26 protein-coding genes and 1 pseudogene are annotated in these 23,280 nt (G+C 60.7%); 10 read left to right on the forward strand and 17 right to left on the reverse strand.

Going from position 1 to position 23,280, the window contains the following annotated elements; translation table 11 throughout:
* Positions 1-72: 72 nt before the first annotated feature.
* The 6 genes from recJ to AB4072_RS06175 all read right to left on the reverse strand — a co-directional run bounded on the left by recJ (position 73) and on the right by AB4072_RS06175 (position 6,691).
* Complete coding sequence (gene recJ / locus AB4072_RS06150; RefSeq protein WP_441966273.1) at positions 73-1,884, reverse strand: single-stranded-DNA-specific exonuclease RecJ; 1,812 nt, start codon at positions 1,882-1,884, stop codon at positions 73-75.
* A 145-nt stretch (positions 1,885-2,029) separates the two neighbouring features.
* On the reverse strand, positions 2,030-2,488 hold the full coding sequence (locus AB4072_RS06155) for a GNAT family N-acetyltransferase (RefSeq protein ID WP_441966275.1): 459 nt from the start codon (positions 2,486-2,488) through the stop codon (positions 2,030-2,032).
* 77 nt (positions 2,489-2,565) lie between these two features.
* Positions 2,566-3,564, reverse strand: coding sequence for a class II fructose-bisphosphatase (gene glpX, locus AB4072_RS06160; protein WP_441966279.1), 999 nt, complete (start codon positions 3,562-3,564; stop codon positions 2,566-2,568).
* A 39-nt stretch (positions 3,565-3,603) separates the two neighbouring features.
* On the reverse strand, positions 3,604-4,926 hold the full coding sequence (locus AB4072_RS06165; RefSeq protein WP_441966282.1) for a homoserine dehydrogenase: 1,323 nt from the start codon (positions 4,924-4,926) through the stop codon (positions 3,604-3,606).
* An 89-nt stretch (positions 4,927-5,015) separates the two neighbouring features.
* The gene (locus AB4072_RS06170; protein WP_441966284.1) at positions 5,016-6,236 is read right to left on the reverse strand and encodes an LL-diaminopimelate aminotransferase; all 1,221 of its coding nucleotides are present in this window, start codon (positions 6,234-6,236) and stop codon (positions 5,016-5,018) included.
* A gap of 44 nt (positions 6,237-6,280) precedes the next feature.
* On the reverse strand, positions 6,281-6,691 hold the full coding sequence (locus AB4072_RS06175; protein ID WP_441966286.1) for a hypothetical protein: 411 nt from the start codon (positions 6,689-6,691) through the stop codon (positions 6,281-6,283).
* Between the two features lie 89 nt (positions 6,692-6,780).
* On the opposite strand from AB4072_RS06175, the gene AB4072_RS06180 reads away from it, so the two are divergent.
* Positions 6,781-8,586 carry a PHA/PHB synthase family protein gene (locus AB4072_RS06180; protein WP_441966288.1) on the forward strand — a complete coding sequence of 602 codons (1,806 nt, stop codon included), beginning with the start codon at positions 6,781-6,783 and terminating at the stop codon, positions 8,584-8,586.
* Positions 8,587-8,720: 134 nt separating this feature from the next.
* Here AB4072_RS06180 and AB4072_RS06185 read toward each other — a convergent pair whose 3' ends face one another.
* The 4 genes from AB4072_RS06185 to rplM all read right to left on the reverse strand — a co-directional run bounded on the left by AB4072_RS06185 (position 8,721) and on the right by rplM (position 12,471).
* The gene (locus AB4072_RS06185; RefSeq protein ID WP_441966290.1) at positions 8,721-10,040 is read right to left on the reverse strand and encodes an OmpP1/FadL family transporter; all 1,320 of its coding nucleotides are present in this window, start codon (positions 10,038-10,040) and stop codon (positions 8,721-8,723) included.
* A gap of 349 nt (positions 10,041-10,389) precedes the next feature.
* Positions 10,390-11,358 (reverse strand): N-acetyl-gamma-glutamyl-phosphate reductase, encoded by a 969-nt coding sequence (gene argC / locus AB4072_RS06190; protein ID WP_441966292.1) that lies wholly within the window; start codon positions 11,356-11,358, stop codon positions 10,390-10,392.
* 169 nt (positions 11,359-11,527) lie between these two features.
* The gene (rpsI, locus tag AB4072_RS06195; RefSeq protein ID WP_441966294.1) at positions 11,528-12,004 is read right to left on the reverse strand and encodes a 30S ribosomal protein S9; all 477 of its coding nucleotides are present in this window, start codon (positions 12,002-12,004) and stop codon (positions 11,528-11,530) included.
* 2 nt (positions 12,005-12,006) lie between these two features.
* Positions 12,007-12,471, reverse strand: coding sequence for a 50S ribosomal protein L13 (gene rplM / locus AB4072_RS06200; RefSeq protein ID WP_441966296.1), 465 nt, complete (start codon positions 12,469-12,471; stop codon positions 12,007-12,009).
* 331 nt (positions 12,472-12,802) lie between these two features.
* Here rplM and AB4072_RS06205 point away from each other — a divergent pair.
* Positions 12,803-13,440: pseudogene (locus tag AB4072_RS06205) on the forward strand (glutathione S-transferase family protein).
* A gap of 44 nt (positions 13,441-13,484) precedes the next feature.
* Here the strand turns inward: AB4072_RS06205 and AB4072_RS06210 are convergent.
* Positions 13,485-13,916: a PaaI family thioesterase gene (locus tag AB4072_RS06210; RefSeq protein WP_441966298.1), complete on the reverse strand. Its 432-nt coding sequence runs from the start codon at positions 13,914-13,916 to the stop codon at positions 13,485-13,487.
* A gap of 53 nt (positions 13,917-13,969) precedes the next feature.
* On the opposite strand from AB4072_RS06210, the gene AB4072_RS06215 reads away from it, so the two are divergent.
* Positions 13,970-14,395, forward strand: coding sequence for a CoA-binding protein (locus tag AB4072_RS06215; RefSeq protein WP_441966300.1), 426 nt, complete (start codon positions 13,970-13,972; stop codon positions 14,393-14,395).
* Between the two features lie 66 nt (positions 14,396-14,461).
* Positions 14,462-15,745, forward strand: a complete 1,284-nt coding sequence (locus AB4072_RS06220; RefSeq protein ID WP_441966302.1) for an O-acetylhomoserine aminocarboxypropyltransferase — start codon at positions 14,462-14,464, stop codon at positions 15,743-15,745.
* A gap of 54 nt (positions 15,746-15,799) precedes the next feature.
* Here the strand turns inward: AB4072_RS06220 and AB4072_RS06225 are convergent, their stop codons facing one another.
* Positions 15,800-16,291 carry a hypothetical protein gene (locus AB4072_RS06225; protein WP_441966304.1) on the reverse strand — a complete coding sequence of 164 codons (492 nt, stop codon included), beginning with the start codon at positions 16,289-16,291 and terminating at the stop codon, positions 15,800-15,802.
* Positions 16,292-16,696: 405 nt separating this feature from the next.
* On the opposite strand from AB4072_RS06225, the gene AB4072_RS06230 reads away from it, so the two are divergent.
* Together AB4072_RS06230 and AB4072_RS06235 are read left to right on the forward strand one after the other, a co-directional pair.
* Positions 16,697-16,861, forward strand: a complete 165-nt coding sequence (locus AB4072_RS06230) for a dodecin (RefSeq protein ID WP_441966558.1) — start codon at positions 16,697-16,699, stop codon at positions 16,859-16,861.
* Positions 16,862-16,975: 114 nt separating this feature from the next.
* The gene (locus AB4072_RS06235; RefSeq protein ID WP_441966306.1) at positions 16,976-17,311 is read left to right on the forward strand and encodes a GYD domain-containing protein; all 336 of its coding nucleotides are present in this window, start codon (positions 16,976-16,978) and stop codon (positions 17,309-17,311) included.
* A gap of 56 nt (positions 17,312-17,367) precedes the next feature.
* Here AB4072_RS06235 and AB4072_RS06240 read toward each other — a convergent pair whose 3' ends face one another.
* Entirely contained in the window at positions 17,368-18,549 is a 1,182-nt protein-coding gene (locus tag AB4072_RS06240; protein WP_441966308.1) for an NAD(P)/FAD-dependent oxidoreductase, read from the reverse strand.
* A 260-nt stretch (positions 18,550-18,809) separates the two neighbouring features.
* On the opposite strand from AB4072_RS06240, the gene AB4072_RS06245 reads away from it, so the two are divergent.
* Together AB4072_RS06245 and AB4072_RS06250 are read left to right on the forward strand one after the other, a co-directional pair.
* Complete coding sequence (locus tag AB4072_RS06245) at positions 18,810-19,256, forward strand: baeRF12 domain-containing protein (protein ID WP_441966310.1); 447 nt, start codon at positions 18,810-18,812, stop codon at positions 19,254-19,256.
* 57 nt (positions 19,257-19,313) lie between these two features.
* Complete coding sequence (locus AB4072_RS06250; protein ID WP_441966312.1) at positions 19,314-19,658, forward strand: DUF5335 domain-containing protein; 345 nt, start codon at positions 19,314-19,316, stop codon at positions 19,656-19,658.
* A gap of 8 nt (positions 19,659-19,666) precedes the next feature.
* Here AB4072_RS06250 and AB4072_RS06255 read toward each other — a convergent pair whose 3' ends face one another.
* Both AB4072_RS06255 and greA read right to left on the reverse strand, forming a co-directional pair.
* The gene (locus tag AB4072_RS06255) at positions 19,667-19,969 is read right to left on the reverse strand and encodes a putative quinol monooxygenase (RefSeq protein WP_441966314.1); all 303 of its coding nucleotides are present in this window, start codon (positions 19,967-19,969) and stop codon (positions 19,667-19,669) included.
* A gap of 51 nt (positions 19,970-20,020) precedes the next feature.
* A complete protein-coding gene (gene greA, locus AB4072_RS06260) occupies positions 20,021-20,488 on the reverse strand; it encodes a transcription elongation factor GreA (protein ID WP_441966316.1) in 468 nt (155 codons plus the stop codon).
* Positions 20,489-20,660: 172 nt separating this feature from the next.
* Between greA and AB4072_RS06265 the strand changes: the two genes are divergently transcribed.
* Positions 20,661-21,302, forward strand: coding sequence for a LysE family translocator (locus tag AB4072_RS06265; RefSeq protein WP_441966318.1), 642 nt, complete (start codon positions 20,661-20,663; stop codon positions 21,300-21,302).
* Here AB4072_RS06265 and AB4072_RS06270 read toward each other — a convergent pair.
* Positions 21,263-22,303 carry a COX15/CtaA family protein gene (locus AB4072_RS06270; protein ID WP_441966560.1) on the reverse strand — a complete coding sequence of 347 codons (1,041 nt, stop codon included), beginning with the start codon at positions 22,301-22,303 and terminating at the stop codon, positions 21,263-21,265. The genes AB4072_RS06265 and AB4072_RS06270 overlap by 40 nt on opposite strands.
* 192 nt (positions 22,304-22,495) lie before the next feature.
* On the opposite strand from AB4072_RS06270, the gene AB4072_RS06275 reads away from it, so the two are divergent.
* A complete protein-coding gene (locus tag AB4072_RS06275) occupies positions 22,496-22,705 on the forward strand; it encodes a DUF2842 domain-containing protein (RefSeq protein WP_441966320.1) in 210 nt (69 codons plus the stop codon).
* 52 nt (positions 22,706-22,757) lie between these two features.
* Here the strand turns inward: AB4072_RS06275 and AB4072_RS06280 are convergent, their stop codons facing one another.
* The gene (locus AB4072_RS06280) at positions 22,758-23,129 is read right to left on the reverse strand and encodes a hypothetical protein (RefSeq protein WP_441966321.1); all 372 of its coding nucleotides are present in this window, start codon (positions 23,127-23,129) and stop codon (positions 22,758-22,760) included.
* Positions 23,130-23,280 lie beyond the last annotated feature (151 nt).

Raw genomic sequence — 23,280 nt, forward strand, 5'->3', positions numbered from 1 at the left:
CGGGGCAGCGTTGCTGCCGGAACGGGCGGACATATAGATGGGTTCTTTCGCGTCGGCAAGCGCTTCGTTGCGTTATTCCGGCTTTGCCACATCGCTCACGCGAAGCGCGACTTTTTCACCCCCGCCCCAACGATCGATCGAGAGTGTTCCGGCCACATGGAGCGGGCTGCCGACGGCGTCTGCGAGCGCTTGCCCGAGGGGTTGTCCGACCGCGCGAAACGCTATGCCACCAATGAAAGCGCCATCTCCACCGCGCAGTTTCACGCGGACATGGCCGCCGCTGCCGACCTCGCGTGCTTCGACGAGGCGATGATGAGGGAAGACGAAAACCGGTTCCGGTTGGCCGGAGCCGAAAGGCCCTGCCCGCTCGATGGCCGTCACGATTTCGGGTCTGACAGCGCCGGCAGTCAGGGTCGAATCGATAGCGAAGCGGTCGGTTTCGCGGGCGATCTCGAATGTCGCCAGCAGGCGCTCGGCCATGAAGTCCCTGAAACGGTCGAGATCGGTGGCGCGGATCGTCACACCGGCCGCCATGGCGTGTCCGCCGCCCTTGATGGCGATTCCGGCATCAACAGCCGCCCGCACCGCCCGGCCAAGATCGACGCCGGGGATCGAGCGGCCCGACCCCGTCGCATTTCCTTCCCCATTCAGGGTGAAGGCAAAAGCGGGGCGATTCGTCTTTTCCTTGGTGCGCGCCGCAATCAGCCCGACGATGCCCGCATGCCATTCGCCCGACGCGCCGACGATGAGCGGCAGATCGGGATTGGCGTCCAGCATGAGCAGGGCCTGCGCCTCCGCCTCCGCGATGGCGACCTGCTCGATGGCCTGCCGCTCGCGGTTGAGCTGATCGAGTTCACCCGCCAGACGTCCGGCGACAACCGGATCGTCCGTCAAAAGCAGTTTCGCGCCGAGCGCGGCATCACCGATGCGTCCGCCGGCATTGATGCGCGGGCCGATGAGATAGCCGAGATGCCAGCTTTCCGGAGCGCCGGAGAGACCAGCCACGTCGAGCAACGCGGCAAGTCCGAGCCGCCCGCGTTTGCGCATGATCGAGAGGCCTTGCCGCACGAAGGCACGATTGAGCCCGACAAGCGGCACGACGTCGGCGACAGTCGCAAGCCCGACGATATCGAGGCTCGCCATGAGATCCGGCTCGGCGTTCCCGTTGAAGAAGCCCCTCGCCCGCAAGACACGGCTGACCGCCACGAGAGTGAGAAACACCACGCCGGCCGCGCAAAGATAGCCGAGACCGGACAGATCATCCTGGCGGTTGGGATTCACCAAAGCGTCAACAGCAGGCAATTCGTTCGGTGCCTGGTGATGGTCGATCACGAACACATCGAGACCGAGATCCTTCGCCGCGCCCAATGTGTCCACGCTGGCTGTGCCGCAATCGACGGTGACGAGCACTTGTGCGCCTTGCGCTTTGAGCGCGCGGATCGCCTCGATATTCGGGCCATAACCCTCGGTAATCCGGTCCGGAATGTGAATCGCGAAAGGTACGCCGCAGGCGCGCAGATACTCGGCCATCAGTGCGGCGCTGCACGCACCGTCTACATCGTAATCGCCAAAGATCGCCACCGTCTTACGCGCGACGATAGCGTCGGCGAGTTGCTCGGCCGCTGCCTGCATATCCGTGAGTTGATAGGGATCGGGCATCAGATCCCGAAGGCGCGGATTGAGAAAGATCTCGGCATCCTGCACGCCGACCCCGCGCCCGGCGAGAACGCGGGCGAGAATGTCCGGCAAGCCGTGCGTCTGCGCAATCGCGAGCGCAATCGTGCTTTGCGCGGCGTCGCAACGCTCGATCCAGGTACGGCCCTGCGCTGAGGAGGTTATGCCAAGAAAAGGACGGGGCGAAAGAATGGGAGCTGATTCGGTCACGGGATCAGCTTACAGGCAAAAGCCCCGGAATGAATCCCCCGCGATGAGCAATCACCTCAAACTCGAAGGACGAACCGGCAATCGAGCTTTCAGCCTGTGAGTGCCTGCAATGAAGGCTCCAACCTAACGTGAAGCCAGGACGTTCTCAGAACAGCTTCCGATACTGGATGAACCCGCTTCTGCTGGCGATCTTCTCGTAGAGTTCCTGCGCCGTCTTGTTGGATTCCTGGGTCAGCCAATGAACCCGGCTCACGCCATCGCTCTTTGCTTGTGCATAGACCGCTTCGATGAGCGCTCGCCCGACACCGCGATTGCGGGCTTGCCCGGCGGTGAAGAGATCCTGGAGATAGCAGTAATCGCCAATCGTCCAGGTGGAGCGGTGATAGATGAAGTGGACGATGCCGACGACCTGCCCGTCCAAAGTCGCGACGAGGCAATGCATGGGCTCGGCGGGGTCGAGTAGACGTCTCCACGTGACCGCCGTCACCTCCGGCGCAATGACGGCTTCGTAGAAATCGAGGTAGCCCTGCCAAAGCACTTCCCAAACGGGCTTGTCGGCGATTTGGAGTGGGCGGATTTCAAGCTTACTCGCGTCGCTGCTCATCGCGTCTCCCTCGCATCAGTTTTCAGGCAAAAGCGATCCGGAGAGGACATTAGCGTCCTCTCCGGATCGTCATCACGCTAGTCGAGGTGGAACTTCGACAGTTCGCGGTGCTCCGCGAAAATGCGGCGCACGGTGCCGGTGGCGGAGCGATAGACGACGGTTTCCGTCTCGATCACGTCGCGACCGAAATGGACGCCCTTGAGGAGGCCGCCATCGGTGACGCCTGTCGCGGCGACGATCACGTCACCGCGTGCCAGATCGGTCATGTCGTATTTGCGGTTCGGATCGGTGACGCCCATCTGCAAGGCGCGCGAGCGCTTCTCTTCGGAATCGAGGATCAGACGGCCCTGCATTTGGCCGCCGATGCAGCGAAGCGCGCCAGCCGCCAGCACGCCCTCAGGCGCTGCGCCGATGCCCATATAGATGTCGATGCCGGTTCTCTCGGGCGTCGTCGTGAAAATGACGCCTGCAACGTCGCCGTCCGAAATCAAACGCACGCCAGCGCCCGTCTTGCGGATCGCCGCGATGAGTTCGGCATGGCGGGGACGATCCAGCACGAGAGCGTTCAACTCGCTCGTTTTCACGCCCTTGGCCTTGGCCAGCGCATGGAGGTTTTCCTCCGGCGAGGCATCGAGATCAACAACGCCCTGCGGGTAGCCGGGGCCGATGGCGATCTTATGCATGTAGACGTCGGGCGCCGCGAGCAAGGTGCCGGCCTCGGCCATGGCCATCACTGCAATCGAGCCGGGCATGTCCTTGGCGCAGAGCGTGGTGCCTTCCAGCGGATCGACGGCGATATCCACCTTCGCGCCGTTCTTGTTGCCGACACGCTCGCCGATGAAGAGCATCGGCGCTTCATCGCGCTCGCCCTCGCCGATCACGACGGTGCCGTCGATGGGGAGCTTGTTCAATTCGCGACGCATGGCATCGACGGCGGCCTGATCGGCAGCCTTCTCGTTGCCCCGACCGCGAAGACGCGCGGAGGCGACGGCCGCGCGCTCGGTGACGCGGACGAGTTCGAGGGTCAGGATGCGCTCGATGAGCTGGCCCGGTTGGACGGTAATGCCTTGCGACATGGAAGTTGCGGCTCCTCTAGGAAAGACGGCTCGATGACCTTATTCGCGTTCGATACGGATGACTTGGGGCGGCTCGGCGATAAGACCATCCGCGGAAATTTTGTCGATTGCCGAGCGGATTGCAGATTCCGTGGCCGCGTAAGTGATGAGGACCAGGGACACGGGGGCGCCGGAGCGGCCGTGAGGATCACGGGTCGCGGAGGCCTCCGAGCGCTTCTGTAGAATGCTCTCGAGAGAGATTTCCGCTTCCGCCATACGCGTGGCGACACCCGCCGCGATGCCCGGACGGTCATGCACAGTCAGGCGGATATAGTAGCCGCCTTCATGGCGCTGAACCGGCGAGCGCGGAGCTTTCTCCAAGCGCTCGGCGGCGCGCCCGAACGGCGCTTGCAGGGAACCTGATGCCACGTCCACGAGATCGGCGACGACCGCCGACGCGGTTGCGTCCCCACCCGCGCCAGGCCCGATGAGGGTCAATTCCTTCACCGCATCGGCATCGATGGTGACGGCGTTCGTGACGCCCATCACCTGAGCGATGGCGGAGGATTTCGGCACCATGGTCGGATGGACGCGCTGTTCGATGCCGGTCTTGGTACGCTCGGCCACTCCCAGCAGCTTGATCCGAAAACCGAGCTCGTCGGCCATTTTCAAATCGAGCGGCGTAATCGAGGAAATGCCTTCCACGTAAACCGCATCCGCATCGACCTGCGTACCGAAGGCGAGGCTCGTCAGAAGAGCGAGCTTGTGGGCTGTGTCGAACCCTTCAACGTCGAAGGTCGGATCGGCCTCGGCATAGCCGAGACGCTGAGCGTCTTTAAGGCATTCGGCGAAGGTCAGCCCCTCAAGTTCCATGCGCGAGAGAATGTAATTGCAGGTGCCGTTGAGAATTCCGTAGAGGCGCGAAATCTTGTTGCCCGGCAGGGCCTCCCGCAAGGTCTTGACGACGGGGATGCCACCGGCGACCGAAGCTTCGAAGGCGAGCGTAACGCCTTTGGCTTCCGCAGCCTCGGCCATGGCCAGTCCATGCTTGGCCAGAAGCGCCTTGTTCGCAGTCACCACATGCTTGCCTGCAGCAAGTGCCGCCTCGACAGCTTCACGCGCCGCGCCTTCCGACCCACCGACGAGTTCCACGAAACAATCGATGTCGTCGGATTGGGCGAGCCTCACCGGATCGTCGAACCAGCGATAGGCGGACAAATCCAGGCCGCGGTTCTTCGCCTTGTCGCGTGCGGAGACCGCCGTGACCAGGATAGAGCGGCCGCATCGTTGCGTCAGTTCATCGGCTTGGCGGCCGAGGATCTGAATAACGGATGCACCAACCGTACCGAGGCCGGCAATTCCAATGCGAAAAGGCTGTGTCACGGACAACGCACTCCGTTGAAAGTCGCGATGCTCTTTACGACTGCTACGGTTGCATGTCCATGCGGCCAACCTCTCGCGACCGCGGGCCTTCAACCTGCGCGCGAAAGCGGAACGACGTTGTGCAGGGTCTGGTCGGCTGTGTCGAAGAACTTGCGGATGTTGCGGGCGGCCTGGCGGATGCGCTGCTCGTTCTCCACAAGGGCGATACGCACATAATCGTCCCCGTGTTCGCCGAAGCCGACGCCGGGTGCGACAGCCACATCCGCCTTCTCCACGAGCAGCTTGGAGAATTCGAGGCTGCCTAGAGACCGGAATTTTTCAGGAATTTGCACCCAGGCGAACATGGATGCTGTCGGCGCCGGTACAGTCCAACCCGCTTTATCGAAGGATTCGACCAACACGTCCCGACGGCGCTTGTAGACGGCGCGCATCTCCTTGATGCAATCCTCCGGCCCGTTCAGGGCGGCGGTCGCTGCGACCTGAATTGGCGTGAACGCTCCGTAATCGAGATAGGATTTCACGCGCGCCAAAGCGGCGAGCAGGCGCTCGTTACCGACCGCGAAGCCGATACGCCAGCCCGCCATGGAGAAGGTTTTGGACATGGACGTGAACTCGACAGCCACATCGACGGCGCCGGGGATCTGGAGGATCGAGGGCGGCGGGTTGGCATCGTCGAAATACACCTCGGAATAGGCGAGATCCGAAAGGATGAAGATCTCATGCTTTTTCGCGAAAGCGACGAGATCGCGATAGAAATCGAGGGACGCCACATAGGCCGTCGGGTTCGACGGATAGCAGACCACCAGCGCGATGGGTTTGGGGATCGAATGCGCGATGGCGCGCTCGGCCGCGGGGAAGAAGTCGGGGGTCGGCTCTGCGGGCACGGAACGGATGACGCCGCCGGCCATCAGGAAGCCGAAGGCATGGATCGGATAGCTCGGGTTTGGCACGAGAACCACATCACCAGGCGCGGTGATTGCCTGCGCCATGTTGGCGAAGCCCTCTTTCGACCCGAGCGTCGTGACGACCTGGGTATCCGGATTCAGCTTCACCCCGAAGCGGCGCTCATAATAGGCGGCTTGAGCGCGGCGCAGACCGGTAATGCCCTTGGAGGCCGAATAACGATCCGTGCGCGGCTTGCCGACGGTCTCGATCAGCTTGTCGATGACATGCTGAGGCGCCTGCTGGTCCGGGTTGCCCATGCCGAGGTCGATGATATCCGCGCCATTGGCCCGGGCGGCGGCTTTAATCCGATTGACCTGCTCAAAAACGTAAGGGGGAAGACGTTTGATGCGGTGGAAATCGGACATGGCAGGTTCCTGGTTCAGTTCTCGGATCGTCCCGAGTGTCTCATTTAAGGGTTTGTTGACGGCGACTTTTTGGCTTTCGTCATATTGGCAGGCGTCAGGGCCGGATCGGGCAGTGGCGTGCCCCCGGCAGCAGCGGCGGCGGCGCCGGCATTCGCGTTTCTCGCGCGCAGCGAATCCATTTCCGTTTCAGCATCCTTGACCTGCTGAGCATTCTTGGCCGGATTGGTTGGCCCAGGCTTGGCTGTGCCGATCGAAATGAAATCGATGTCGTTGGGCCGCGATTGAACGACGAACCCCTGAGGCTGCGCCGTGGTCGGCCCCAGCCCGGTGGACCTGACAAAGTCACCGGCGGCATTCCCGCAAGCTGCGAGAGAGACACCCAGGCCAACTAAAATCGTCACCCGAGACACGATAGCTACTACACAAGTCATCATAACATCCAAAAATGATGGCAAGGATCTGGCGTTTGATACGCTTCAATCGCTAAAATGTCGGAAACACGTTTCACGAGCAATGGCAACGGGTTCTGGAAGGATATGTCCCAATGACTAAACCGGTCGATGAGGACAGCAGGGTCAGCGCGAGCCCGGATTTCGAGGCTCTCTCCCGCAATATCGCCCTTTTCATGGAAGAAGCGGGCAAGGCGACCGCCGCATATTTGAAGCCCATCGAGAAGGGCGAAAAGCAGGCCCGCTTTGCCGACGAGGCCTCCGAGATGGTGAAAACCCTCGGGCACGTGGCCGAATCGTGGATGGTCAATCCGCAAAAGAGCGTCGAAGCCCAGTCCCGGCTCGGGACGCAATTCCTGAATCTCTGGGCCTCCACCTTTAAGCGTGCCCAGGGCGAAGAGATCGAGGATATCGCCAAGCCGGAGCCGAAGGACAACCGGTTCGCCGATCCGGAATGGACCCAAAACCCCGTCTTCGACTTCCTGAAACAGGCCTATCTCATCACCTCCCGCTGGGCGGAGGGCCTCGTGGACGACGCGGAGGGGATCGACGAGCAGACCCGCCGAAAGGCTCATTTCTACATCAAGCAGATCTCCGGAGCGCTCTCCCCCTCCAATTTTGTCCCGACCAATCCTGAGCTGCTGCGCGGAACCTTGAAGGAAAACGGCGCCAATCTGGTGCGTGGCATGAAGATGCTGGTGGAGGATATCGAGGCCGGAGGCGGCGAATTACGAATCCGTCAGTCTGATCCGAGCGGTTTCAAGATCGGCGTCAACATCGCAACGACACCGGGCAAGGTGATCTATCGGAACGAATTGATCGAGCTCATCCAGTATGCGCCGACCACGAAAAAAGTGCTGAAGCGCCCTCTCCTGATCGTTCCGCCCTGGATCAACAAATACTACATTCTGGACCTCAACCCGGAAAAGAGCTTCATCCGTTGGGCGGTTTCGCAAGGCTTGACGGTCTTCTGCATCTCCTGGGTCAACCCGGACGAGAGCCACGCGGAGAAGAGCTTCGAGCATTACATGCGCGAGGGCATTTTCTCGGCTCTCGAAGCGATCGAGGAAGCGACCGGGGAGAAGAAGGTTTCCGCCATCGGCTATTGCGTCGGCGGCACGCTCCTTGCCGCGACGCTCGCCCATATGGCCGCAAAGCGGGACAAGCGGATAGAGAGTGCGACGTTCTTCACGGCGCAGGTGGATTTCGCTTATGCGGGCGATTTGAAGGTTTTCGCGGACGAAGGACAGATCAAGGCCGTCGAGGCGGTCATGAAAGAGCGCGGCTATCTGGAAGGCTCGCATATGGCGCATGCCTTCAACATGCTTCGCCCGAACGACCTGATCTGGCCCTACGTGGTCAGCGTCTACCTCAAGGGGAACGCGCCCTTCCCATTCGACCTGCTCTACTGGAATTCGGATTCCACGCGGATGCCGGCGGCGAACCACGCCTTCTATCTCCGCAACTGCTATCTCGAAAACAAGCTGGCGAAGGGCGAAATGGAGCTCGGCGGCGTCGAGCTGAAGCTCAAGAAGGTCAAGATTCCCATCTTCAGCCTCGCCACGAAGGAGGACCACATCGCCCCGGCGAAATCGGTCTTCATCGGCGCGCAGGCCTTCGGTGGTCCCATCGAATTCGTTCTTGCCGGATCGGGCCATATCGCCGGCGTCGTCAATCCGGTCTCCAAGCCGAAATACCAGTATTGGAGCGGCGGCGCCGTTGAGGGAGCGCTGGAAACATGGCTGGCTTCGGCGACCGAGACAGCCGGAACCTGGTGGCCCCATTGGTTCGAATGGATCAGGGATCAGGCCCCGAAGGAGGTGCCCGCCCGTATCCCCGGCACCGGAAAGCTCCCCGCCCTATGCGACGCGCCCGGAACTTACGTGCTTACGAGGGCGTAGGCGGGACGACCGACGAACCCGCGGCGCGTTTCGCGAAAGCGAGACGCCGCTCGCTAAGTATCAGCCCAGGCACTTGAAGGCATGCAACAAAAAAGGCCGGCATCTCTGCCGGCCTTTCTCGTCATGCTGTGCTCTCAGTACTTGCGAATGACCGGGGCCGGGATGGCCTTTGCCGGATTGTCCCAGCGGTATTTCAGCGAAGCCGAGATGATATCGACGCTGGAATCCACGTCCGCCTTGAACACGACGCCCCGGGTGGGGAAGATCGGGTTGCCGGGACGGATATCGATGCCGGTGTCTCCCACGGGGAGAATGTGGGTATAGGCCAGATCAAACGAGAGATTGTCGCTCCAGTTATAGGTCGCGCCCAGAGACAGCCAGACGCGGTCGGAGTCAGGCAGGCGCGGATTGCGCGTGTTGACGTCGATCGGCGAAATCTCATAGCCGACACCGGCGCGGACAGCCCAAGCCGGGTTGAAGCGGTATTCACCGCCGGCGGAGAAGAACCAGCCATCCTCATAGTCGAGTGGCAGATAGGGAGCCGCACTCAGCAGAGTGCCGGTCAGACCGTTGAACACACGCGGATTGCCGAGACGGCTCCAGTTCGTCCACTCGACCGTGCCGTTGAGCGTAAAGGCATCCGTGACTCTCTGAGTGATGCCGACCGAAACCGACTCAGGCAAAATGAGGCTGGCCTTGATCGGAATGCCGAAGTGCTGGAACTGACCTTCAAGATCCTGCTTCACCGCCGACCGGAAGCCAATACCGATCGAGGTTCCAGCAAACGGAGTCAGCGTCGCGCCGAGCGAATAACCGATACCCCAACTATCGCCGTCGAGACCCGCGCTCGCAGCGAAGGGCGACGGCGCGGTCGGGGTCGGCCCGATCGCGGAGAAATAGCGCACCTTGAAATACTGAGCGCGGATACCGGCGCCGACGGACAGCCAATCATTGACCTTGTAACCGATGGTCGGCATCACCTCGGCGGAGAACACCTCGGTCGTGCGTGCATAGAGCTGACCTGCCCAAATCGGCCTCGGCTTGGTCGCGAGGCCGAACGGCGCGCCCACATAGAGACCGAGCCAGGTGCTATCGTTGAGCTGGAAGCTGGCATAGGTCGCGGGCACGACTGCATCCTGGCCGATATCGCCGGAGCCTCCGAGGCCGACGAGCCCCGCGGGAACCGTGTAGATCGGCTTGACCTTGGATTCCGGGATGATGCCGGAGAAGTGGCTTTCGAACTGCCACCCCGGAGCCATCGTGATGGTGGCCGGGTTCCAATACATGGACGACACGCCGGCCGAACCAGCAGCCACACCGGCAAATGCTTCGCCAAGGCCTGTGGCGCTCTGCTCCCGGAGGGCGAACGCACCAGCAAAGGCGCTGCTCTGCGCTGAAACAAGCGCGGCCAGAGAAACGGCGGCCAATGTCGAAGTACGAGTGAAGCGGCTCATGATTATTTTCCTGGCCCTCTAAGTGATTATGATTCTCGCGGAGCAACCGCGTTAGAGGACAATCTGCCGTTGCTTTATTTTGGCCGCAATTGGCCAAAAGCGATTTTCACCAACACTCGACGATTTAGAGGTAACGAAACGTAAGTGGCTTTTTACTTAAGATTCAACTCAAGTAATCTGTATAGACGTTAGTCAAAAAACTAGTTCATACCTAAACCAATGTATTTCAAAGTTGTCATGAGGTTTCATATCAGATCGGCAAAATAGCCCGCGAAAGCATTTCGCGAGCCATCGTGACAGAATAGCAACAGCTAAAAAGCCGGGGCTTGATGCCGACTTATCGCCAGATCTAAGCCAACCCGAGCATCAGTTTAATGTTCTGAACGGCTGCCCCTGAGGCTCCTTTGCCCAGATTGTCGAGGCGCGCGACCAGAACCGCGTGGTGGTAATTCTCTTTGCTGAAGACACGCAGCTCCATCCGATCCGTATCGTTCAGAGCCTCGGGCTCGAGACGCTCGACGCGCTTATCCTGGGAATGGGTCGGCACGACGCTCACCTGACCGCCCTCCCCGTATCTCTTGGCGAGGACAGCTTCGATGTCGACGGCGGTGGGCTTACCCGGCAGGAGATCGAGATGCAGAGGCACGCTCACCAGCATGCCCTGCCGGAAATTGCCGACGGACGGGATGAAGATTGGCCGCCGGGTCAGGCCTGTGTTCTTCTGCAATTCGGGGACATGCTTGTGCTCGAAGCCGAGACCATAAAGTTCGAAGGCAGGCGCCGTGCCGGCCTCGTAGGCCTCGATCATCGAGCGGCCGCCGCCAGTATACCCGCTGACCGCGTTCACGCTGATCGCATAATCGGGTGGAATGATGCCCGCATCGACGAGCGGACGGATCAACGCGATGGCACCAGTGGGATAACAGCCGGGATTGGCGACCCGATCGGCTCCGGCAATGGCCTGCCGCTGCTCGGGCGCGAGTTCCGCGAAACCATAGACCCAACCTGGACTGACCCGGTGCGCGGTGCTCGCATCGAGAATGCGAGGTTTGCTGCCCGGCAAGGCGTCAACGAGCCCGACAGTCTCGCGCGCGGCATCGTCATGCAGACACAAGACGACGAGATCGACCTGGCTCAGGATCTCGCGTTTCGCATCAACATCCTTCCGCAAGTCATGGGCAATGCTGCGGATTTCGATTCCAGGGACATTCGCAAGACGTTCGCGGATGCCCAAGCCGGTCGTACCGGCTTCCCCGTCGATGAAGACCGTCTTGAGCGCCTGGGATTGGGACGCGGTGCCTTGCAGTGAGGTGGTCATGACGTGGAAACCTGACGAAAGGGGCCTGTGGCGTGGATATTTCAACCTTATGGGGTCTTGTCCAGTCCCCGAACGACAAGGCGCATTCGTCCTCGACGCATGACGCCTGCGCAAACAAAAAGGGCGGCTCGAAAGCCGCCCTTTGAGGCTCCTGTGAAGGAGATAAAGCTTAGCGCTTCGAGAACTGGAAGCTGCGGCGAGCCTTGGCCTTGCCGTACTTCTTACGCTCGACCACACGCGAGTCGCGGGTGAGGAAGCCTTCCTTCTTGAGCGGCGAGCGAAGCTCGGGCTCATAGTAGGTCAGCGCCTTGGCGAGGCCGTGGCGCACAGCGCCGGCCTGACCGGAGAGACCACCACCGTTGACGTTCACGACGATGTCGTACTGGCCGTCGCGGTTCGCGATCTGAAGCGGCTGCTTCAGGATCATGCGAAGAACCGGGCGGGCGAAATAGACTTCAACCGGGCGGTCGTTGATGACGATCTTGCCCGAGCCGGGCTTGATCCAGACGCGGGCGACCGCGTCCTTACGCTTGCCGGTGGCATAAGCGCGGCCGAGCGAGTCGATCTTCTGAACGTGCTTCGGAGCTTCCGGAGCAGCGGCCTGGGCGTTCTGGCCCAGATCGGCGAGAGACTGAAGAGTCGCCATGATTAGCCCCTCACATTCTTGCTGTTGAGGGCGCCGACGTCCAGCGCCTCAGGCTGCTGAGCCGTATGCGGATGCTCGGTGCCCTTATAGACACGAAGATTGCCCATGATCTGGCGGAAGAGCGGGCCACGCGGAAGCATGCGCTCCACGGCCTTCTCGACGATGCGCTCCGGGAAACGACCATCGAGGATGAACTTCGCGGTCCGCTCCTTGATGCCGCCCGGATAGCCGGTGTGGTGATAGTACACCTTCTGCTCGCGCTTGCGGCCGGTGAACACCACCTTGTCGGCGTTGATCACGATAACATTGTCGCCGCAATCGACGTGAGGCGTGTAGTTGACCTTGTGCTTGCCGCGCAAGCGCATGGCGACAACCGAAGCGAGACGGCCAACAACAAGGCCCTTCGCATCGATCACAACCCACTTCTTCTCGACTTCGGCGGGTTTCAGCGAAGTAGTCGTCTTCATCGCGCTGGATCCCGTGGGAGCTGCAAAGCTCCGGTTATGAAACGAAGAACCGCCGCGGAGTGCGGCGGTGAGTGGGCGTGGTTTAGAGGGATTACGTGCACAAGTCAACGTTCTGGAGAACGTATTGGAGGCCTTGAACACCTTATAAATCAACGCTCTTCGTCATACGGTATTTAAATACCATATTTGCGGTATCTATATACCACACAAATACGTTCTGTCCCTTTCAAATGTGGCTATGGCTTGTTAACGGGCGGATTTGATACGAAGTTCTTTGGCCTATATTCCTTTAACCTCTGCCGTAAGCATTGCATCGAGCGAAAGGGATTTTATGACCGACGAACTCGTCTTCTACACTAATCCGATGTCGCGCGGCCGTATCGCCCGTTGGATGCTCGAAGAGCTTGGCCGGCCCTATCGGACGGAAGTGCTCGAGTTCGCTTCCTCGATGAAGGATCCGGCCTACCTGGCGATCAATCCCATGGGGAAGGTTCCGGCGATCCGTCATGGCGACACGTGGTAACGGAGGCGGCAGCGATCTGCGCCTATCTCGCGGACGCCTTTCCGGAGGCAAGCCTTGCACCGCCGCATGGGGATGCCCGGCGCGGTCCCTATTACCGCTGGATGTTCTTCGCGGCAGGTCCCGTCGAGGCGGCCTTGAGCAACAAGGCACTCGGTTTTCAGGTGCCGACGGAACGGCGTGGGATGGTCGGGTACGGAAGCATCGAGCAGGTCGTCGACGCTCTGGAATTCGCAGTTTCCCAATCGCCTTACATCGCGGGCGACAGCTTCACGGCGGCGGATGTCTATGTGGGATCGCAAATCGGCTGGGGCATGATGTTCGGCACGCTGGAGAAACGGTCGGCCTTCGAGGCCTATTGGCAGCGGATCAGTTCACGCCCGGCGGCCATCCGGGCAAGGCAGATCGATGATGCGCTTGTTCCTGCTCAGGCCTCATCGAAGTCGTGAGGTTGAGCAGCGCGGAGCCTTGAGCAGGCGGGAAGGCCATTCTCTCACGCTGGTATCGAATATGTGCCCGTCGCATGGCATACCACGTCCGCCTCCCCTTCCGAGTAAAGCGAAACCTCTCCGACCGCCAGACGCTTGCCGACCTTGAGCAGGCGGCACTCCGCGATCATTGGGGCGAGCTTCGGCTTTCTGAGAAAGTTGAAATTCAGGTTTGTCGTGACAGCGAGAGCCACAGGGCCGATCTGGGCCAAGATCGCCGCGTAGAGCGCCAGATCGGCGAGCGCCATCATGGCGGGGCCTGAGATCGTCTCACCCGGTCTCAAGTGCTTTTCATGAGCCTCCATTCGCATGCGCGCGAAAAGCGGCCCAACCTCTTCAACCTGGAACGTGCGTCCACCGTAATGGATCTGGGGGAACTCTCGATCCAGGAAGTCCTCGACCTCCTGGCGGGTCATGGCGACGGCGTCACGTGGCATCTGGGTTCAATCGCTTCGTTGAATTGTGTGGCTTTCTTTCATAGGTTTGCGGGATGGATCACGACAATTACCCCAACGACTATATTCGCGGCATCCTCAAGAGGGTGAAGACGATCGCTCTCGTCGGCGCCTCGCAGAATCCGGATCGCGCAAGCTTTCAGGTGATGAATTTCCTGCTTCAGCACGGCTATGACGTCATTCCCGTCAATCCCGGCCTCGCCGGTCAGGAGCTTTTGGGACAGAAGGTCTTTGGCACGCTCGCCGATATCCCTTCTCCCATCGACATGATCGATATCTTCCGCAATTCGGAAGCCGCCGGTCTCGTGGTCGACGACGCGCTGGCGCTGAAATCCCTGCCCACGGCCATCTGGATGCAGCTCGACGTGCGCAACGACGAGGCTGCGAAACGAGCCGAGGCCAAGGGCGTTCAGGTGGTGATGAACCGCTGCCCGAAGATCGAACTCGCGGATATCGCCTAGATCCCTTGACCAACGAACATTTCGTTCGTTAAAAAGAACCCTCTAAATCAATAGGGAGGGTTTCTTATGGCTGAGCGAGTGCCGGGATTTAGCACGCTTTCGATTCACGCGGGCGCCGCGCCGGATACGGCGACGGGCGCGCGGGCAACGCCGATCTATCAGACCACGTCGTTCGTGTTCGACGATGTGGATCATGCGGCCTCCCTCTTCGGGTTGCAGGCCTTCGGCAACATCTATTCGCGCATCGGCAACCCGACCAACGCCGTTCTGGAAGAGCGCGTCGCGGCTTTGGAAGGTGGCACGGCGGCTCTTGCGGTGGCATCCGGCCACGCGGCGGAATTTCTGGTGTTCCACGCCCTGCTTCAGCCGGGCGACGAGTTTGTAGCGGCCAAGAAGCTGTATGGCGGCTCGATCAACCAGTTCAACCATTCCTATAAGAACTTCGGCTGGAACGTGGTGTGGGCGGATTCCGACGAGCCGTCCACCTTCGAGACCGCCATCACCCCGAGGACAAAGGCGATCTTCATCGAATCCATCGCCAATCCCGGCGGCGTCATCGTCGACATCGCCGCGATCGCCGCCATTGCGAAGAAGCACAAGATCCCACTCATCGTGGATAGCACGATGGCGACCCCCTATCTGATCCGCCCCTTCGAACACGGCGCGGACATCATCGTCCACTCGGCCACGAAGTTCCTGGGCGGTCATGGCAATTCCGTCGGCGGGGTCATCGTGGACGGCGGCACGTTCAACTTCGCGGGCGACGAACGCTACCCCATGCTCTCCAAGCCGCGTCCGGAATATGGCGGCATGGTGCTCGGCGAGACCTTCGGCAATTTCGCGTTCGCCATCGCCTGCCGGGTGCTGGGCCTGCGCGATCTCGGCCCTGCGCTCTCGCCCTTCAATGCGTTCCTCATCCTCAACGGCATCGAGACCCTGCCCTTGCGCATGCAGCGCCATTCCGACAATGCGCTCAGCGTTGCCGAACATCTGGCGCAACACGACAAGGTCACGTGGGTCAGCTATCCTGGCCTCAAGTCGGATCGCTATCACAACCTCGCCAAGCAATATTGCCCCAAGGGCGCGGGCGCGGTTTTCACCTTCGGCCTGAAGGGCGGCTATGAGGCGGGTGTGAAGCTCGTGTCGAACCTCAAGCTCTTCTCGCATCTGGCGAATATCGGCGACACCCGCTCGCTCGTGATCCATCCCGCCTCCACCACCCACCGCCAGCTCACCGACGAGCAGAGACGTGAGGCAGGTGCCGGTCCAGAGGTCGTGCGTTTGTCCATCGGCCTCGAGGACAAGGAAGACCTGATCGCGGATCTCGATCAGGCGCTTGCGGCGGCATAAGAACAGGCATCGTCAACTAGCGACGACAAAAAGCTTTTACAACGGGCGGCAACTTTAAAATCCCGCCCGTTGAGTAAACGTCGCGAAGCGAAGTTTACGCGACATGTCGCGAAAGGTCTCCCGCAACGACGCCTGCTGGTCGGCAGGAGTGAGGGCAGAAACGATCGAGGCCGTCTTGGTCTCGAAGAAGCCAACCTCGTCGCTACGGATTTCAAGAATTCCGGCATCGAGGATTTCGCCCGCGCGGACTTCGATGACGTTGGTACCCTTGATTGGAACGGCCTGCCCTGTTTCGTCGGAAAAGAGCGTGGGCTTATCCGCCCCCATCCAGACCTTCTTGTTCGTGTAGTCGCAGGCAATCGAGGTCACGGCGTACGTGCCGGGCGCAATCGATACAAACCGATCCTTGATCTCCTTGTAAGTCATGTCGTCGACGATGCGTGAAAAGTTGAACGTCAAAGTGTCTTTGAAGAGTTCGGCCGAGGCCTGCAGTTGGCTCTTGCTGTCAAAGGACATGATATAACCAATATCGACGTAGCGGCTCATATCCAGTTGCGTTCCTTGGATCCGACGCAAGCGTGCGACTCCATGCGGGCAAGCGCCTCCGTCCTTCCAAATGCGGGCCACGATCAAGGATGGCTCACCTGACCCGGACGCTTTTGATTTCCGAGGCGGCTCCTTCGCCATGACGCTGGATGGAATGCCCATTCCTGCGAGAACCGCAAAGCCCGCGGCAAGTCCCTGCATCATCGTGCGTGAAATCATGATCCCGTCCTCAATTATTCGGCGAGTTGTATCTATGTTTCACTCACAACGATAGGCATCCATTTTCGCTCGCCGAGCGCTAACTCCAACAGGGCCTTTTGGAAGGGAGCGACCCATGGAAGACCACGTCTACAAGATCGTCGAGCTTGTCGGGACGTCGAGCTTGTCGGGACATCGAAAGAAAGCATCGAGGGAGCCATTCAGACCGCCATTTCGCGCGCAGGAAAGACCCTGCGGAATTTGAGGTGGTTCGAAGTCGTGCAGACGCGCGGGCACGTGGATGGCGGCAAGGTGCGCCATTACCAGGTGGTTTTGCGGGCTGGGTTTACGCTCGATGAGGGCGATGACTAGCGCGATTGCGCTCTTCGCCCAGCGCGTTGAGACGGATGCGCGTCAAATTTGACGACCATCAAAAAGAGGGCGCCCGCCACGTGGCATAAAGACTTCTCGCAAGAGGAGGATGATATGCCCCTGTTCATTACCCAAGGTCGCTTCACGCCGGATGCGGTAAAGGGGATGTTGGCGAACCCCGAAAATCGCGAGGAGGCTGTCGGCCAGTTTTTCGCGAAGTCCGGAGGAAAGCTCCTGGGCTATTACATGACCTTCGGCGAATACGACTTCCTCGTCGTGTCCGAAGGGCCTTATGAAGACGCGGCAATCTCGGCAATCGTTGCGATAGCCGGTGGCGGGGTCTCGCATTTGAAGACTACGCTGGCAATGAGTTCCAGCGACATGAAAAACGCTTTCGCCAAGGCAGGGCCTATCGCTGCGAGTTTCAAGGCTGCCGGCGTCAAGACGTGATCCGCTGCGCGGCCACAAGCTCCGACTTTCGTCGCTGGCGTGTCCTTCTGCTGGGCTTACGCGACCTGCCCCGCGCACCAGCCCGACGACCACGCCCACTGAAAATTGTAGCCCCCGAGCCAGCCGGTGACGTCCACCGCTTCGCCGATGAAGTAGAGACCGGGGACGGCCCTGGCTTCCATGGTGCGTGAATCGAGATCGCGCGTGTCGACGCCGCCGAGGGTCACTTCCGCCGTGCGGTAGCCCTCAGAACCCGCTGGTTTAAAGCGCCATTGCTTCACAGCGGCAGCGATGCGCTGCAAGTTCTTGTCGGAAAAATCGGCGAGGTTTTTCAACACGCCCTGTTCTTCCTCGGCGATCATTTGCGCAAGACGCTTCGGCAGGATGCCCGCAAGCGCGGTCTGAAGCGCCTGCCGCCCATTTTGCGCCCGCGCCACTCGCAGAGCTTCGAACACGTCTATGCCTCGGGCCATATCGACCGAGATTTCGTCGCCCTCGCGCCAATAGGATGAGATTTGGAGGATGGCCGGACCGCTCAAGCCGCGGTGGGTGAACAGCATCGCTTCCTCGAAGCGCGTCTTGCCTTTTGAGGCCACGGCATCGACAGCGACACCCGCAAGCGGATTCAAGCGTTCGAACGTATTGGGCTCCAGCGTCAGCGGCACGAGCGCCGGGCGTGTTTCGGTGAGGCGCAGGCCGAATTGCTGCGCAACGTCGTAGCCGAAACCCGTCGCGCCCATCTTGGGGATCGACTTGCCCCCGCTCGCAATGACAAGCGACCGGCATCGCGCCGCGCCGTTCGAAAGACGCAATTCGAAGGGCTCACCGTTGCGCTCGATCCGTTCGACCGATGTGCCGAGCCGCAATTCTACACCGTGGCGTTTCATCTCGCCGACCAGAAGATCAATGATCTGTTTCGCGGAGCCGTCGCAGAAGAGCTGCCCCAAAGTCTTCTCGTGATAGGCGATGCCGTGTTTCTCGATGAGCGCGATGAAATCGCGCTGCGTATAGCGCCGCAGCGCCGAGATACAGAAGCCTGGATTTTGCGAAAGGTAATTGGCCGGCGCTGCGTGGAGATTAGTGAAGTTGCACCGCCCTCCTCCGGAAATGCGGATCTTCTCGCCGGGCGCGGAGGCGTGGTCGAGGATCAGCACAGAGCGCCCGCGCTTGCCCGCCTCGATAGCGCACATCATCCCGGCCGCTCCCGCGCCGACCACCACTACGTCGAAGAGATCCAAGACACGCCTTTCCAAACGCTACGCTCGAACAAAGCGCGTTATCCGGCAATGGAGGAAAGGGCAAGGCGGGATGGTGATGCTCGGGACGGCTCCTATTCCCGCGATGCGGAACGCCAAGCCGACGAGGCGGCCATCGCCACCATGCTCGCGCGTTACGTCGCGCCCTCTTCGTTTTGCCACTCCGAGGAGCCGCCCTACATGACGCCGAGGGTATCGCGCAGAGCGCGCGAAAGCCCCGATCCATGATGACGGAGCTTGGCATGCCTCATAGTCGCGCCCGTACCTTGGTCGTGGTTGCCGACGGACGAAAAGCCCTTCTACTTGACGATACGGGCACAGCTCTCCAGCCTCAGCTGCATCTCAAGCAAAGCCTGCATGCGGCCGACAATCCGTCGACACGGGATCAAGGGACGGACAAGCCCGGACGCTCGTTCCAGAGTGTGGGCATGATGCGCAGCGCCATGGAGCAGACGGATTGGCACGAATTGGCCGAGCGCCAATTCGCGCTGGACGTTATCGCCGCAATCAAGTCTCTCCACCAACAGGAACCCTTTTCAGCTTTGACGCTCGTCGCGCCGCCGCGAACGCTCTCGTATTTCCGGCAGGAAATGCCGGAGCTCCTGAAGAAGCTCGTCAGGTCCGAAATCGCCAAGGACCTCACTAAATTGCCGGCGCAGGAAATCGAGCGCCATTTGACGCCGGAATGAGCGTCAACCGCGTTTATTCGTTTTCCTATTCCATGAATTCAACAAACGGAGGCACAGATGACCATTCTCAAGCTTGATCGCGGCGAATGGGGCGCTTTCTGCGATCGCGTGTCAAAGAGCGTGCGAGGGAAAGTCGCCGAGGTGCAGCTCGTCTCACCGAAACTCGGCAGCCAGACCGAAGCGCGGTGGTTGCCGTTCATCGGCCTCGTTTACGACCCGAAGAACGACACCATCGAGATCGCACTCGAGGGGCTCGACCACATCGTCCGGAATCCGACCGAATTCTATGCGGATGAAAACGCCGGCGGCCTTGCAAACCTCGAAATCATCAACGCTGACGGGGTTCGCGAAATTCTTACATTGCGCGATCCGGTCATGCTTCCGCATCGGAGTGTGCTGTAGCCATCCGGTCAATGCGGCAGCTTGGCTGCCGGTACTTCCATTTTCTGGATTTCCGGCGTGTTGGCGAAAAGGTCCGGGGCTTTCTCCATCAGGGCCTTCGCGACCTTGCCAGCCATGTGGGCCTGGCGCCCCGCTTCATCATCGAAGACATCGAAAATGCCGAAGGTATTCGGGCTCATCTTCAAGGCGAACCAGGCCTTTGTGCCGGGCTCCTCCTCGACCACGGGAAGACCGCTTTTGAGAAAGGTTTCGACCTCGGCTTCCTTGCCGGGCTTCGCTTCCAGATGCACGTAAAGTCCGAGCTTGACCATGTCGTTCTCCTCCTCCAATGCGTGCGGTTGAGCCAAGGTGGGTGTCGCAGCCTACTTGATGGCCACGATCTCGACTTCTGCGTGGCCGGCCTGAGCCACGTCGCCAACGCGCTTTTGCATCAGGGCCTGAGCCAGTGGCGACACATAGGAAATGGTACCTTTGACTGGATCAGCCTCGTCTTCACCGACGATGCGATACGTCAGCTTCTTTCCGTCGCTCCGATGAAGAACGACGGTCGAGCCGAAATGAACTTCGTCGTTATTCGCGGGCGGATCGATCTCCTGAGCGGATGCCCGTCGAGCGGTCCAATAGCGCAGATCCCGCGTGGCATTCGCAAGCGCCGCACTGTCGCCGGTCCGCTGCGCTTCCGCCCGGACCTCCTGCAAACGGTCGAGTTCGGCCTCGATATGGGCAAGCCCTTCGGGGGTCACGAAATTCGGGTGCGGCGAGAGCGGGCGATCGGGCAAATCCTCGAACGCCTCACCTCCCTCGGATTCTTTGACAAATGCTCTGCTCATGACAAGCTAAGCGCGAAGAGGGGCGGCAGGTTCCATCAATCGTACATTGCTTTTTCAAGTTCATGGCTCGCCGCGGCATTGGCCTGAAATCGCTCACGCCTAAAGCAGCCCTTTCGCTAAGTCGCACACCTCCGCTAAGGAAAGAGCGCGTCACACTTTTTCGGATTCCACCATGGATCTCTCGCTCATTGGCTCCGCTGCCCTCGCCGGGTTCGTCTACGGCATCACGCCGGGGCCTGGGGTTCTCGCCGTTCTCGGCATCGGAGCGGCGAGCGGGCGGCGAGCGGGCGCGGCGTTCCTTATCGGCCATCTCGCGGGCGACGTGCTGTGGTGCGGTCTGGCTCTGGTCGCCATCATCGGCGTCACCACCATCGGTTCGTTCGTTTTCGATGTGCTCGGTACGGTGAGTGGGCTCTATCTGTTCTGGCTCGGGTGGCGGGCCGTGCGCGTCAAACGCTCATCCGACGGCAGACTGGAAATTCCCGTGCATCGGCCGCTGCTGCACGGATTGACCTTCGGCATAACCAATCCCAAGGCTTATCCGGTGGCGGTCGCGACACTTACCGCGCTTCTCTCCGCGAAAGCCGGGATGCTCACCTGGGGGATGCTCCCTGCCCTGCTCGTCGCGAGCTGCCTCGGCGGCGTACTCGCCTATGCGATCCTCGTCGCCATCATCGGCGCGAGCGCCGTGCGGCGCACCTATCGCCGTTATGAAGTGGCGATCACCCGCGCTTCCGGCCTGATGTTCATGGGCTTTGCGCTGAACGCGCTCTATCACGCGGTGCCGGGGCTCTTCGTGCCAAAGCGCGCCTGACAGCTATCAGAACTCGCTCGCGCATGCGCGACAGCCATGCCGAGCACGGCCATGGCGAAGACCTGATGCATCAGTCCCGCCCAGAGTGGCACTACCAGGAGCAACGTCACGATGCCGAGCGCCATCTGCGCAAACGTCATCCCGGCAAGAGCCGTGGCGCGCCGCGCAGCTTTCGAGCCTCCGGCGGTCCGGCGCATATGCCATGCATGCCAAAGGGCGAAAGCCACGAGCGCATAAGCGAGAAGCCGGTGATTGAACTGCACCAGCACGACGTTATCGACGAAGTTCTCGATCCACGGATGTACGGAGAACAGAGCCGATGCGGGCGGAACGAGGTTCCCGTCCATCAGCGGCCAGGTGTTGTAGGTCAGGCCCGCTTTCGACCCGGCGACGAGGCCGCCCAATGCGATTTGGAGGAAGACGAGAGCAACGAGAATGCGCGAGGCCCTTCTCGCATCCGCATTCGCGGACCGTTCATTCAATCCGGCCGCGACCCAGACGAGACAGGCCAGAATGAAACTCGCGACGGTCAGATGAAGCATCAGCTTGATCGGAGCGACCGCCGTCATGCCGGCTTCCAGCCCTGACGCCACCATGATCCAGCCGATGGCGCCCTGGAGACCGCCGAGCGCGCCGATACCGAGAAGCGTGAGGGCGAACTTCCCCTTGATGGTGCCGCGCATCCAGAACCAGACCAGCGGCAGGAAGAACACGAATCCGATCAGTCGCCCGAGCTGGCGGTGGCTCCATTCCCACGCATAGATGAACTTGAACTCGGAGAGCGTCATGCCCTTGTTGACGAGTTCGTATTGCGGGATCTGACGGTATTTCTCGAACTCAGCCATCCAGGCCTGTTCGGAGAGCGGCGGGAAAGCGCCCGTGACAGGCTTCCACTCGGTAATGGAGAGGCCGGAGCCGGTCAGGCGCGTCGCGCCGCCGACAGCCACCATGGCGACGACGAGGGCCGCCAGGATGTAGAGCCAGATCCGAACGGGAGCCATATTCCGCTGGCGGGGAATTATGTCCAGCGCCCTACCCTGATCGACGGCTGCGACAGCCATGCTCAACCTCATTCTCACTTTGGGCTTGAACCCATGATATGGCCTGTCCCATAGATGCGGAATTGAGACGAAGCAACGACTGCCGGTGACGCATCTCATGATCGGTGGGAAAATTCAGGGTGAAAGTCTTTAATGAGCAAGCGCAATCGCAAGCTGATCGGAACGGTCCTGATGCTGGTCTTCGTCGCCATCTACGCGCCGATTGCCATGGCGCTGGCCGAGAGCCGCATCGTCGAGGCGCCAAAACTGGTGCAAACGCTGGCTTATATCGTTCTGGGCCTTGCCTGGGTTCTGCCCATCATGCCGCTGATCCGCTGGATGGAAAAGCCGGATGAGGTCTGACGTATTCCAATAAAAAGGCCCGCTCGAAACGCGGGCCTTTTTTGTATTCGTCTCAGCGGCAAACCGTGCGGCGGCGCGGCTGCCAACCCCAACCGGGGACCCATTCGCTGTAGCGCTCCGAGAAGCAACTCTCCTGCACATAAACGGGTGGCGGGGGCGGCGGCGGATAATAAGCCGGCTCCGGCGGGGGCGCGTAATAAACAGGCTCCGGCGGCGGGACATAAACCCGCGGCGGCGGGGCGGCATAAACGGGTCCTTGCGAGGCGGCAATCGCTCCGCCGACGGCAAGACCACCCAACACGCCAAGCGCTGCTGCAGCCCCGGGCGACAAGCGGTCACGGGCGGCTGCGGGCTCGGCAGCTGCCAAACCACCCACGAGGGCAAGAGCGGCAATCGCACCGGAAGAGAAACGGAAGATCTTCATTGATCGTCACCTCAGAATCGACTCAGGGCCACCGGCCAGGAATCTTCGGCGACAGATATACCCGCTCGAACCTCGCTAAAAGCTGAACGAACCGTGGCAATATCGTGACGTGCCACTTTGTTTCAAAAGAGAGTCAGCAAATCGTAAACGT

It is taken from the genome of Microvirga sp. 2MCAF38 (assembly GCF_052115485.1).
Lineage (GTDB): Bacteria > Pseudomonadota > Alphaproteobacteria > Rhizobiales > Beijerinckiaceae > Microvirga.